Source organism: Colwellia sp. M166, from assembly GCF_024585285.1.
GTDB lineage: Bacteria > Pseudomonadota > Gammaproteobacteria > Enterobacterales > Alteromonadaceae > Cognaticolwellia.
This window is the reverse complement of the sequence record NZ_CP040755.1, coordinates 191191-204720: the sequence shown is the minus strand read 5'-3', so window position 1 is coordinate 204720 and position 13530 is coordinate 191191. Positions and strand designations below refer to the sequence as shown.

General features: G+C 40.2%; 11 protein-coding genes. 4 read left to right on the top strand and 7 right to left on the bottom strand.

Translation table 11 applies throughout. The annotated features are described in order from the left end of the window. Positions 1–89: 89 nt before the first annotated feature. From odhB to sdhC, 6 genes are all read right to left on the bottom strand, one after another. Complete coding sequence (gene odhB / locus FGD67_RS00995) at positions 90–1616, bottom strand: 2-oxoglutarate dehydrogenase complex dihydrolipoyllysine-residue succinyltransferase (protein ID WP_257173271.1); 1527 nt, start codon at positions 1614–1616, stop codon at positions 90–92. Positions 1617–1667: 51 nt separating this feature from the next. After that, positions 1668–4472, bottom strand: a complete 2805-nt coding sequence (locus FGD67_RS00990) for a 2-oxoglutarate dehydrogenase E1 component (protein ID WP_257173270.1) — start codon at positions 4470–4472, stop codon at positions 1668–1670. Between the two features lie 96 nt (positions 4473–4568). Further along, positions 4569–5279, bottom strand: a complete 711-nt coding sequence (locus FGD67_RS00985; RefSeq protein WP_085330918.1) for a succinate dehydrogenase iron-sulfur subunit — start codon at positions 5277–5279, stop codon at positions 4569–4571. 10 nt (positions 5280–5289) lie between these two features. After that, positions 5290–7056, bottom strand: a complete 1767-nt coding sequence (gene sdhA, locus FGD67_RS00980) for a succinate dehydrogenase flavoprotein subunit (protein ID WP_257173269.1) — start codon at positions 7054–7056, stop codon at positions 5290–5292. Continuing rightward, positions 7057–7404, bottom strand: coding sequence for a succinate dehydrogenase, hydrophobic membrane anchor protein (sdhD, locus tag FGD67_RS00975; RefSeq protein WP_257173268.1), 348 nt, complete (start codon positions 7402–7404; stop codon positions 7057–7059). After that, positions 7398–7772 carry a succinate dehydrogenase, cytochrome b556 subunit gene (sdhC, locus tag FGD67_RS00970; RefSeq protein ID WP_257173267.1) on the bottom strand — a complete coding sequence of 125 codons (375 nt, stop codon included), beginning with the start codon at positions 7770–7772 and terminating at the stop codon, positions 7398–7400. Before sdhC ends, sdhD begins: the two co-directional genes overlap by 7 nt. Before the next feature lie 419 nt (positions 7773–8191). On the opposite strand from sdhC, the gene FGD67_RS00965 reads away from it, so the two are divergent. Further along, on the top strand, positions 8192–9478 hold the full coding sequence (locus FGD67_RS00965) for a citrate synthase (protein WP_257173266.1): 1287 nt from the start codon (positions 8192–8194) through the stop codon (positions 9476–9478). Positions 9479–9686: 208 nt separating this feature from the next. Beyond that, entirely contained in the window at positions 9687–11234 is a 1548-nt protein-coding gene (locus tag FGD67_RS00960) for a hybrid sensor histidine kinase/response regulator (RefSeq protein WP_257173265.1), read from the top strand. A 40-nt stretch (positions 11235–11274) separates the two neighbouring features. Here FGD67_RS00960 and FGD67_RS00955 read toward each other — a convergent pair whose 3' ends face one another. Next, complete coding sequence (locus FGD67_RS00955; RefSeq protein ID WP_257173264.1) at positions 11275–12261, bottom strand: GlxA family transcriptional regulator; 987 nt, start codon at positions 12259–12261, stop codon at positions 11275–11277. A gap of 129 nt (positions 12262–12390) precedes the next feature. On the opposite strand from FGD67_RS00955, the gene FGD67_RS00950 reads away from it, so the two are divergent. Both FGD67_RS00950 and tcdA read left to right on the top strand, forming a co-directional pair. Next, the gene (locus tag FGD67_RS00950; RefSeq protein WP_257173263.1) at positions 12391–12660 is read left to right on the top strand and encodes a hypothetical protein; all 270 of its coding nucleotides are present in this window, start codon (positions 12391–12393) and stop codon (positions 12658–12660) included. Positions 12661–12717: 57 nt separating this feature from the next. Further along, positions 12718–13503, top strand: coding sequence for a tRNA cyclic N6-threonylcarbamoyladenosine(37) synthase TcdA (gene tcdA, locus FGD67_RS00945; RefSeq protein WP_257173262.1), 786 nt, complete (start codon positions 12718–12720; stop codon positions 13501–13503). The last annotated feature ends 27 nt before the right edge of the window (positions 13504–13530 follow it).

The following is a 13530-nucleotide window of genomic DNA, read 5'->3' as shown; positions in this document are numbered from 1 at the left end:
AAAAGCTCTAAAGAACCTAGTCCTTAGAGCTTAATACTATAGTCTACATCGAACAAAAGATTTTAATAACATGCTGAGTAAATGTTTAACTAAATGTTAAGTAACAAGCGTGTTGGATCTTCTAACAATTCTTTTATTGTTACTAAGAAACCTACTGATTCTTTACCATCAATTAAACGATGATCATAAGAAAGTGCTAGGTACATCATAGGTAAAATTTCAACTTTTCCGTCAACAGCCATTGGGCGGTCTTGGATTTTATGCATACCCAAAATAGCTGCTTGTGGCAAGTTAAGAATAGGTGTTGAAATTAATGAACCAAAAACGCCGCCATTAGTGATAGTAAAGTTACCACCTTGCATTTCGTCCATGGTCAATTTACCGTCACGGCCTTTAATCGCTAACGAACGAATACCGTTTTCGATACCCGCCATGCTAAGTTGGTCAGCATCACGTAATACCGGTGTTACTAAACCACGTGGTGTAGATACCGCAATTGAGATGTCGAAAAAGTTATGATAAACGATATCGTCACCGTCAATTGATGCATTTACCGCTGGGTAGCGTTTAAGTGCTTCAGTAACCGCTTTTACGTAGAAAGACATAAAACCTAAACGGGTATCATGGGTTTTCTCAAATACGTCTTTATACTGCGCACGAAGATCCATAATTGGTTTCATGTTAACTTCGTTAAACGTGGTTAACATGGCGGTAGAGTTTTTCGCCTCTAACAAACGTGTCGCGATAGTTTTACGTAAACGCGTCATTGGAACACGTTTTTGCGTACGTTCACCTAATGCGGCAGCAGCTTGTGCTGCTGGCGCTGACGCCGCGGCTTTTGCCGGTGCTGCTTTTGGCTTGTTCAAAGCAGTTTCAACGTCTTCTTTAGAAATACGACCGCCTTTGCCAGTACCAACAACGTCATTTGCGGTTAAGCCTTTTTCGGTCATTAAACGTCGTACTGATGGGCTAGCTAGCTCATCTGAACTAATCGCTTCTTCAGCTGAGGCAGCAGGGGCAGCGCTTGCTGATGCGCCAGCGTTAAGTTCACCCAATTTTTGGTCACCTAATACTGTATCGCCTTCAGCGTGAATTATTTTACCAATTATACCATCAGCTTGTGCTACCACTTCTAAAACCACTTTGTCGGTTTCAATATCAACTAAGTTTTGGTCAACAGTAACGGTATCGCCTGCAGCAACATGCCATGTTGCTACCGTTGCATCAGCAACTGACTCTGGTAATACCGGTACCACAATATCAATCACTTTTACTGAGCCTTTATCAGCAGGAGCTTTAGTTGCTGCAGCTGAATCTTCGCTTTTGTTTTTTGCAGAAGTATCTTCGCTTTTACTTTCAGATGCAGGAGCTTCTCCCTCACCTTCTGAAAGAATAGCAATAACTTGCTCGCCTAAAACCGTAGCACCTTCAGCTTGTGATATTTCAGTCATCACACCATCAGATAATGCTTGTACTTCTAGCACTACTTTATCAGTTTCAATATCTACTAATACTTGATCACGAGACACTTTATCGCCTACTTGTACATGCCAAGTCGCTATTGTTGCATCTGCAACTGATTCAGGTAAAACGGGAACCTTGATTTCGGTTGTCATTTATAATATTCCTTACACACTCTTAATTAATCTCTTTATAAAAAAGAGGGTCTATTCTACATTAAGCGCGTCATGAACTAGCGCCTGTTGTTCTTTAACATGAACCGACATATAACCTACCGCAGGAGCTGCAGAAGCATTACGACCTGCATATGTCAAATACGTATTGCCAGGGATTGCCGCTCTAAAGTGATGCTGTGAACAGTACCAAGCACCCTGATTTTGCGGTTCTTCCTGACACCAAACGAATTGCTTAACATGCTGATATTTTTCAATTTCAGCTTTTAGCTCTTCTTCTGGGAATGGATACAATTGTTCGATACGAATGATAGCAACATTGCTTTGCTCATTCTTACGACGCTGATCAAGTAATTCGTAGTAAACTTTACCACTACAGAACACCACGCGTTCAACACCATCGGCATCAAGCTCATCCACTTCACCAATAACATTATGGAAGACCCCCGTTGATAGCTCTTCTAACGAAGAAACCGCTAACGGGTGACGTAATAATGATTTCGGTGACATAACCACCAATGGACGACGCATAGGACGAACGACTTGACGACGCAGCATATTAAATACTTGCGCAGGTGTCGAAGGTACACAAACTTGCATGTTGTGATCAGCACAAAGCTGTAAAAAGCGTTCTAAACGTGCTGATGAATGCTCTGGACCTTGACCTTCATAGCCATGAGGTAACAACATAGTCAAGCCACATAAACGGCCCCACTTTTGCTCCCCCGAACTGATAAATTGATCAAATACTACTTGTGCACAGTTAGCAAAATCACCAAATTGTGCTTCCCAAATAGTTAAACCACTCGGCTCAGCTGTTGTGTAACCATATTCAAATGCTAATACGGATACTTCAGATAACACGGAATCATGAACATCAAACGGGCCTTGACCTTCGCGAACATTTTGCAAAGGTAAATAACGGCTGCCGTCATCTTGAGCATGTAATACTGCATGACGATGGAAGAAGGTACCACGACCTGAATCTTGACCGGTAATACGTACACGTTTACCTAAATCAACAATTGACGCATAAGCTAAGTTTTCTGCCATGCCCCAATCAAGTAGTTTTTCACCATTAGCCATTTTTTCACGATCATCGTAAATTTTCTTTACACGATTATGTACGGCATGATCGGCTGGAATATGGGCGACTTTTGCCGCTAATTCTTTCAGCTTTTCAAGTGAGATTTCTTTCTCGTAATCATCATCCCAGTTATGACCAATATAAGGTGACCAGTCAACAGAATGCTCAGTCATTGGACGCCATTGCTCAACGGTACATTGGCCTTCATCAAGCAACTTACGATAATAAGCGGTTAACTCATCAGTTTTTGCTTTAGTGAGAGAGCCTTCCGCATTCAATTGATCAGCGTAAAGTTGACGAGGCGTAGGATGTTTTTTAACTTTTTTATACATAAGGGGCTGTGTCGCGCTAGGCTCATCAGCTTCGTTATGTCCATGACGTCGGTAACAAACAAGATCAATAACCACGTCACGTTTAAATTCGTTACGGTAATCAAGCGCAATTTGTGTTGCTAAGATCACAGCTTCTGGATCGTCACCATTAACATGAAGAATAGGTGCTGAAACCATTTTAGCGACTTCAGTACAATATTCACCACTGCGGGTATCCTCAGAGCTGGATGTTGTAAAACCCACTTGGTTATTCACCACAATGCGAATAGTACCGCCGACTTTAAACGCCCGTGCTTGCGACATGTTAAAAGTTTCTTGTACCACACCTTGACCAGCAATCGCTGAGTCACCGTGGATAGTAATAGGTAAGACTAAATCACCCTCATTACAATCTCGACGGTCTAAACGTGCACGCACACTACCGATAACCACAGGGTTAACAATCTCAAGATGCGATGGGTTAAACGCTAAGGCTAAATGCACATTACCGCCCGGCGTGACAAAGTCAGATGAATAACCTTGGTGATATTTAACGTCACCTGAAGATAATATTTCATCGTGTTTACCACCGAACTCATCAAATAATTTTGATGGATTCTTGCCCATAACGTTAACCAGCACATTTAAGCGACCACGATGAGCCATACCCATAACCACTTCTTTGGCGCCTTGCGTACCGGCACGAGTGATCAGTTGCTTCAACATTGGGACTAGGGCATCACCGCCTTCAAGCGAGAAACGTTTGGCACCTGGAAATTTAGCTCCTAGATACTTTTCAAGACCATCAGCCGCAACTAAGCCCTTGAAAATTTCTTCTTTCTCTTCAACGCTAAGCACGGCTTGTGACTGTACTGATTCAAGACGTTGTTGTAACCAACGTTTTTCATCAGTCGAGGTAATATGCATATATTCAGCACCAATAGAACCACAATAAGTAGTTTTAAGCGCTTTATATAACTCACCAAGTTTCATTGTTTCTTGGCCAATAGCCAAAGAACCTATTTTAAACTCACGATCGAAATCATTTTCCGATAGTTCATGATGAGATAATTGCAGGTCACGTACTTTTTCACGTTGCCATAACCCTAAGGGGTCAAGGTTAGCATTTTGATGCCCGCGAAAACGAAAAGCATTGATAAGCTGTAAAACTTTTACTTGCTTAGCATCGCTACCACCTGAAACAACCACGGTTTTTTGTGTTTGTTGGGCTAGCGCTTTATATTCGTCACGGATTTCAGAATGCCGATATTCAACGTCAGCACCTTCAATTTTAGGAAGTTGTTGGAAAATATCTCGCCACTCTGCTGAGACAGATTGCGAGTTATCCAGATAAGATTCGTATAATTCTTCAATATAAGCAGCGTTCGCACCACTTAAATGGGAAGACTCTATCCAAGCCTTCATATCACCTTCGGGCATTGCCTGTTCCTTTATGGGATAAAAGCAATAAAAACAAATTGTCTAATAAAAATAGCAGAGTACATCAGTTGTGCTCGATATACTCTACTGTTTTAGTTAAACCGCTCTGGTTAGCAACATTGACTTAATATGGCCAATGGCTTTTGTTGGGTTCAATCCTTTCGGACAAACGTCAACACAGTTCATGATGCCGTGACAACGAAATACGCTGTAAGCATCCTGTAAATCATCTAAACGCTCTTCTGTTGCTGTATCACGGCTATCAATAAGAAAACGATAAGCATGTAATAAGCCGGCAGGACCAATAAATTTATCAGGGTTCCACCAAAAAGAAGGACAAGATGTTGAACAACACGCACATAAAATACATTCATACAGACCATCTAATTTTTCACGTTCTTCGATAGATTGCAAATGTTCACGTGCTGGTTGTTCTTTACCATCATTGATCAGGTAAGGTCTGATTTTTTCATATTGATTATAAAACTGTGTCATATCAATAATTAAATCACGTACTACTGGCAAACCTGGTAATGGACGTAAGACGATTTTATTTGCTGGAATTGCAGATAAAGGCGTTATACAGGCCAAACCATTTTTACCATTCATGTTCAAGCCGTCAGAGCCACAAACACCTTCACGACATGAACGACGAAATGACAGGCTAGAATCTTGCTCTTTCAGCAAAATTAGCGCATCTAATACCATCATGTCTGAGCCTTCGGGAACTTCCAGCTCATAATCTTTCATGTAAGGTTTGTTATCAACATCAGGGTTGTAACGGTAAATAGAAAAAACTTGTTTCATCACAACGCTCCTAGTAAATTCTTGCTTTCGGTGGGAAAGCTTCACGGTGAACCGGTGCCATATTAACGGTACGCTTGCTCATTTCTTCGCTATCTGGTGTGTAAACAGAATGACATAACCAGTTTTCATCATCACGCTCCGTGAAATCTTGACGGGCATGAGCACCACGAGATTCAGTACGGAAGTTAGCAGCTTTAGCTGAACAAAAAGCAGTTTCCATCAAGTTGTCTAATTCTAAACACTCGATACGCTGTGTATTGAACTCGCTAGACTTGTCGTCTAGATGAGCATCTTTAAGACGTTCACGAATTTCCGTTAACTCTTTCATGCCTTGAGCCATTGCTTCACCTTCACGGAATACCGAGAAGTTAAGTTGCATACACTGTTGCAAATCTTTACGGATTTGCGTAGGTGATTCACCTTTAGAAGATGACTCCCAACGATTAGTACGTGCTAAAGCAGCTTCAAGATCAGATTCTGATGCATCTTTTGCTGATTGCGTATCGCTTAAATAAGTTCCTAAGAAGTTACCGGCTGCACGACCAAATACCACTAAATCAAGCAGTGAGTTACCACCTAAGCGGTTCGCACCATGAACTGATACACAAGCGATTTCACCAACAGCGAATAAACCTTCAACAATCGTTTCTTTGCCATCAGCAGCAATATTAAGTGCTTGGCCGTTAACGTTACATGGTACACCACCCATTTGGTAGTGACATGTTGGGATAACTGGAATAGGTTCTTCAGCTGGATCAACATGAGCAAATGTTTTCGATAAATCACAAACACCTGGTAAACGTTTCTCTAAAGTTTCGCGACCTAAATGATCAAGTTTAAGCTTGATGTGTGGACCCCAAGGACCGTCACAACCACGACCTTCACGGATTTCAGTCATCATTGAACGAGCAACAACGTCACGACCCGCTAGATCTTTAGCGTTTGGCGCATAACGTTCCATAAAACGTTCGCCATCTTTATTCAATAAGTAACCACCTTCACCACGACAACCTTCCGTCACTAGTACACCAGCACCTGCGATACCTGTCGGATGGAACTGCCACATTTCCATGTCTTGCATTTGCACGCCAGCACGCAGTGACATACCAACACCGTCACCAGTATTGATGTGAGCATTAGTCGTTGAAGCGAAGATACGACCTGCACCACCGGTAGCCAGTACAGTTGCACGGGCTTTAAAGTAAACAACTTCACCGGTTTCAATACAGATAGCGGTAGTACCAACAACAGCGCCATCGCTGTTTTTGACTAAATCTAAAGCATACCACTCAGAATAAACGTTAGTTTTGTTTTTAACGTTCTGTTGGTATAAACAGTGCAATAATGCATGACCGGTACGGTCAGCTGCAGCTGCGGTACGAGCAGCTTGCTCACCACCAAAGTTTTTAGATTGACCACCAAATGGACGTTGGTAAATTTTACCTTCTTCGGTACGAGAGAAAGGTAAACCCATTTTCTCAAGTTCGATAATTGATTCAGGACCGGTTTTACACATATATTCGATAGCGTCTTGGTCACCGATATAATCAGAGCCTTTCACGGTATCGTACATGTGTTGTTCCCAGTGATCTTCATGGGCATTACCCAAAGCAACAGTGATGCCGCCTTGTGCAGAAACCGTATGAGAACGAGTAGGAAATACTTTTGAAATCAAAGCACAAGATTTGCCAGATTCCGATATTGCTAAGGCAGCGCGCATACCTGCACCACCAGCGCCAATGACAATGGCGTCGAATTCACGAATAGGAACGCTCACTTACACACCCCACACAGTTAATAGGCCTGTTGCAAAGTAAACGAGCAACAAAACAGAAAAGAAAAATTGTAAACCACCACGTAATAATGCTGGTTTGATGTAATCCGAAAGCACCTGCCATACACCAATCCACGCATGAATTAGTAAAGCGATTAGCGCTAAAATGGTGAATATCTTAGTACAAATATTACCAAAAAATGCTTGCCAAATTTCAAACGTTACAGCGGGTGTTATAACGAAAAAACCAACCAGAAATAAGGTATACAGTGCTAAAATTATTGCGCTGGTACGAAGAAGAATAAAGTCATGTACGCCACTACGGCCTACTGTTGCTGCGTTATTTACCATAATCTAACTCCTACTACTACAGTAAGCACCAACCAAAGTGCAATAATTAGCTTTGCCGTAGCATTACCCGATGCGAGCTCTTCAAAATGACCTAAATCCATAAACAAGTGGCGAATACCACCAAGCAAATGATAAATAAGTGCAGAAAGTGTACCCAGGATAATAATTTTAAAGAATAACCCGCTAAGTAGTGACTCTACTTGCGCGAAACCTTCAACAGAAGATAGAGATAAAGAAAGCGTCCACAATAAAATACCAATAGCGAATACCATGATGACACCTGATACACGGTGTAATATAGAGGCATTGGCTGCCGCATGCATTTTAATTGTTGACAAATCTAGGTTTACAGGACGTTGTTTTTTCACGATTGTTGCCTAAGGAGCTCTTGGAGCCTTCAACTTATTTTTACGTTACCTAGCCAAATTATACTGGTAGATAACCCCCCTCCGATGTGAATTATATTTTTACACTTACAATATGAAAATGACATACGAATGCAAAAACAGAATTCAGATCGGCTTGATTATATAGGTGAAAATCATTAATTACAATTTTCTTCACTGACAAGTTGCAGCCAATTTTCAAGGCTTACGACTAATTAATAACCATACTTTACTAAAATAGATCCTGACATTTGACTTTAGTCTAAGAGGTTAACAAACGAATTGACTTTTAGGGGGTGATCTGAAGTAGAATACACGCAGTTTAATATTCACAAAAATTGACTAAACATTTAGTTTAGAGATATTTTCAAGATAAATAAATTTTAATGGGGACGAAACATATGGCTGACTCAAAAGCCTCTCTTAGTATCGACGGTAATGTAGTTGCAGACTTGCCAATTCTTAAAGGCACTGCCGGTAACGATGTAATAGATATTCGTACACTAGGCGGCGCAGGCTATTTCACCTATGACCCAGGTTTTTTAGCAACCGCCTCATGTGAATCTGAAATTACTTTTATCGATGGTGATAAAGGTATTTTACAACACCGCGGTTATCCAATTGATAGCCTTGCTAAACAAGCTGATTACTTAGAAGTTTGTTATATTTTGTTAAATGGTGATGCACCAACTAAAACACAATATGATGAATTTACTAATATTATTACCAACCACACTATGGTTCATGAGAAATTAGTACATTTTTTCCATGGCTTTTTACCTGACGCACATCCAATGGCGATGTTATGTGGTGTTGTTGGCGCATTATCTTCATTTTATCACAGCGATTTAGATATTCACGCACCTGATCAACGTATGCGTAGTGCGCATCGTTTAATTGCGAAAATGCCAACTATCGCAGCAATGGCTTACAAGTACAGTATCGGTCAACCTTTTGTTTATCCACGTAATGACTTGAGCTACGCCGAGAACTTTTTACACATGTTATTCTCAGTACCTGCTGAAGAATATGTGGTTAGTCCGACGGTTGCTCGTGCAATGGATCGTATTTTTACACTACATGCTGACCACGAACAAAATGCTTCAACGTCAACAGTACGTTTAGCCGGTTCATCTGGTGCTAACCCTTATGCTTGTATCGCAGCGGGTGTTGCTTCACTTTGGGGCCCTGCACATGGCGGCGCTAACGAAGCTTGTTTAACTATGCTTGAACAAATTGGCTCATTAGACCGTGTTGATGAGTTTGTTGCGAAAGCAAAAGATAAGTCAGACCCGTTCCGTTTAATGGGCTTTGGACATCGTGTCTACAAAAACTTTGATCCTCGTGCCACGGTGATGCGTGAAACTTGTCATGAAGTATTAACTGAATTGGGGATTCAAGATCCATTGCTTGATGTTGCTATGGCGCTTGAAAAAGTAGCACTTGAAGACCCTTACTTCATTGAGAAAAAATTATACCCTAACGTTGATTTCTATTCAGGAATTATCCTTAAAGCCATAGGCATTCCAACCAATATGTTCACGGTGATTTTCGCTATGTCACGTACTGTTGGCTGGGTTGCACATTGGGATGAAATGCTGGGTCAAGCAGGACAAAAAATCGGTCGTCCTCGTCAAAAATATACTGGTGAAATTGACCGTAAATTTATCCCATTAAGTGATAGATAGTGTTATAAATTAATACGGCTGAATTTATTAGCTATATCAAAAAAGGCAACCTTAGTGTTGCCTTTTTAAATTTCAGACTCTGACCTCCTAACAACAGCAATAGCAACAATAATTCATCACTTATTCGAGCCGCTATTTAAACTTCAGTACATTAACGTTACAATCCTTATATTATTAAACTTATTGTAAAAACAGTGGTATTTTATTTGTGCTTGACCATATTTTAATTGTTGATGAAAGCCGATTAGTTCGCGAAGCGCTCGCTAAAATATTACTCTCCTGTGGTGTAAAAAAATCAGCAATCGCTTGCATCGAAAGTGTTGACGATGCTTTAGAATATGCTCAATTTTCAACCATAAAATTATTGATTTGTTCGGACACATTAACAAAAACAAGCATCTTTTCTTTTCGCGATGAATTAGCAAAAGTATCGAACACTAAGCAATTGCCATTATTGATACTTGCACATCAACGAGCACAATCCGACACAAAGACGCATTGTGCTGATAACAATAAAGCCCCCGCTCAACAGAGTATTTATCTACTGCCTCCATTTAAAAAGAAGTCAGTTATTGTCGCCTTATTTGAACTGACACAAGCTGATATCTTCGCCGACAGTCTGAAAAAATCAGCGCTAAATGACTCATCGATTCAAGCCTCGGTTAGTCAGAACTCAAGCCTAGCTACAGAAAAAGCCACGATATTGGTCGTTGACGATGAAAGTAGTAATATCGACGTTGTGGCTGGAAATTTACGTGAACACTACCGCGTGATGGCAGCGAAGTCCGGCGAACACGCCCTTCGGATAGTGGCCAGTAATAAGTATAATATTGCCTTAATTCTGCTTGATATTATGATGCCTGATATGGACGGCTACCAAGTCTGTAGAAAACTTAAAGAAAGCCCGGTTAGCGCTAATATTCCGATCATATTTCTGAGTGCTAAAGCATTGATTGATGATATTAAATATGGCTTTGATTTAGGTGCAGTTGATTATATTACCAAACCATTAAATGGCGACTTACTACGTGCCCGCGTTGCCACTCATATCCGTTTACAGCAGCAACAGCTCGCTTTGTCTGCTCAGGTAGCAACGCTGGAAGATAATGCTAAATTACGCGAAGATATTGAAAAAATCACCCATCATGACTTAAAGGCTCCACTGAGTAATATCTTGTTTGAGACCTATCGCTTAGCAGATAAAAGTGCAGCAAAATCAATTAATCGCGCAGTAAACAATGTCATCAGCATGATAAATAACTCGCTCAATTTATATAAAATTGAACAAGGTATTTATCCCCTTATGCCGCAAGTAACAAACTTAAATATATTGGTCAATGACGCCATTAATGCGGTACTAAAAGACAGTCAGGATAAAAACCTGACATTTGAGCTTAACGGCTTTGACAACGAGCATTTTATTTTAGCCGAGCCATTACTTTGCTTATCAATATTCAACAACCTAATAAAAAATGCCGTAGAAGCCTCACCAACAGAGCAAAAAATAGTAATTTCATTAGCTTATGAGGATAAGCAAGTAAGCTTTAGATTAACTAATCAAGGTGCTATTCCACAGGGCATGCGTGCAAGTTTATTTGAAAAATATAGCAGTTCAAATCATCGCTCTGGGACAGGCTTAGGTACATATTCAGCTAAGTTGATGACACAAGTTCAACGAGGTGAAATAGCCTTTAATATTATCGATGAACAACAAACCGAATTTACCGTTAAACTGCCTGCTGCGACAGCACCGTAAGACCAATATAAAGTGTTAAAGCCTATAATATAAAGTTAACTCACAAATATTTCTGCCGGTACTCTTTTGGTGTTACACCGGTGAAACGTTTAAATAACTGTCGAAAACTACTGACGTCTTCATATCCGCTCGTCCATATAATTTGATTAATGGCTTCAGTGGTTTTTTCCAATCGCACCTTAGCATGTTCAACTCTTATCCTTTGTAGGTAACTAATCGGGGTTTCATCGGTAGCTTGCTTAAAACGTCTTTTAAAGGTTCTCGCGCCCAGCCCAACTAACACCGCTAAGTCATCAATTAAAATCTCCTGACTAAAATGAGATTCAATCCACTCTTGCGCTTTTAATATAGCCTGATCATCATGCGATTTTTGCGCCTGAAACGTAACATAAGGCGATTGCTTTTGTCTAACCGGATCAAAAACCAATAACTTTGCACAATCAGAGGCAATATCTTGACCGATACTTTTAGCAATTAAGTGTAAGGCGAGATCAATATAAGACATTGAACCTCCTGAACAAACCACGTCACCATTATCAATGAGCATGCGATCACAGTCGAGACGAACCGATGGAAATAATCGCTTAAATAAATCGGCACTGCGCCAATGTGTAGTCGCCACTTTACCCTTTAATAAACCACAAGAAGCTAATAAAAAGCTACCTGTACAGTAACTTGCAACGGTAGTACCTTGTGTATGATATTCGTTAAGCCAGTGCTTAACCAAGGGTATATTTTCAACCATAATATCATCTGCACAGCATTCAATAACGGCACGAACCGAAGAGGAAACAATAATAATATCCGGTTTTTCTATCTCACTAAGCCGGACATTAGGACTAATGCTGACACCGTTATAACCCGTCACGGCTTGGTTATCAATTGTTACTATTTTACAGGTAATAGCGGTATGTTCACTATTGCTATAACGCTGTTCATAGCAATAATTAGCCGCATAAAAAACATCAACTAAGCCATAAACAGCCGACACTACACATTGATTTGTCGCCAAAATAACTACATTCATTCTATTTCACCTGAAACAACATGGCACAATCACCACTAATAATGTCAAATATGCCACCCCTTTTTACTCAACACAAGCGTTAGAATAGAATTTCAACGAATAAAAACAGTCATTACGGAGATTAATTTTATGAAAACCATGATTCAATCGATAAAAATATTACATTTATTACTAATTGTTAGCTTAATATTGCTCATTTCTTTGTTGCCGATATTAATAAATGCTGAAATATTAACCAACTTACTTTATTTACCCCTAGCCTATCTTGCGCTAGCCATCACAAGCTTTAATATTGAAAATAAGTTAAATAAATACATAACACAAATAAATGCTCAATCCGCTAAGGGAGAAGCAAAAAAATGTCTTATTTATCGAGGTATTTGTTGTTTACATGCTTAGTATTACGGATCAGGACTGCTATAATGCGCAGCGAATTTTCAAGCTAGTGAATAAATAATGTCAGATTATCAATTAAGGTTCGGTGGTATTGCACGGCTGTACGGTAACAGTCAAAGTGCAGCTTTGCAGCAAGCACATTTCTGTGTGATAGGCATCGGTGGTGTTGGCTCTTGGGTTGCTGAAGCACTTGCGCGTAATGGTGTTGGCCAAATAACCTTAATTGACCTCGACGACTTATGTCTGACAAATATCAACCGACAAATTCATGCCTTAACCGAAACTGTTGGTTTAAGTAAAGTCGATGTTATGCGTGATAGAATAATACAGATTAATCCAGATTGTCGTGTTAACACTATCGAAGATTTTATCACCCTAGAAAATATTAAAGAATTACTTTCAAATTCATATGATTACGTTATTGATGCTATTGATTCCGTTAATGTCAAAAGTGCCATTATCGCGCATTGTAAACGTAATAAACTCCCGATTGTTACTATTGGCGGTGCTGGTGGACAAGTAGATCCTAGCAAAATCGCTATTGCCGATTTAAGCCAAACATTTCAAGACCCACTACTCGCTAAAGTTCGTAATCAATTGCGTCGTGAATATAACTTTTCACGTAATGTTAAGCGTAAGTTTGCTATCGATGCGGTATTTTCTAGTGAGCAGCTGCGCTATCCTGATCCTGATGGAAATGTTTGCCATGCTAAGCAATCAAATGACGGTGCAATGCGTCTAGATTGTAGTGGTGGTTTTGGTGCGGCAACGCATGTTACCGCATGTTTTGCATTTTTTGCAGTCGGCAAAGCTATGGATAAATATTTAAAAAAGGCCCTTAGTTAAGCCTTTTGAGCGCTTACAATTAAGCGT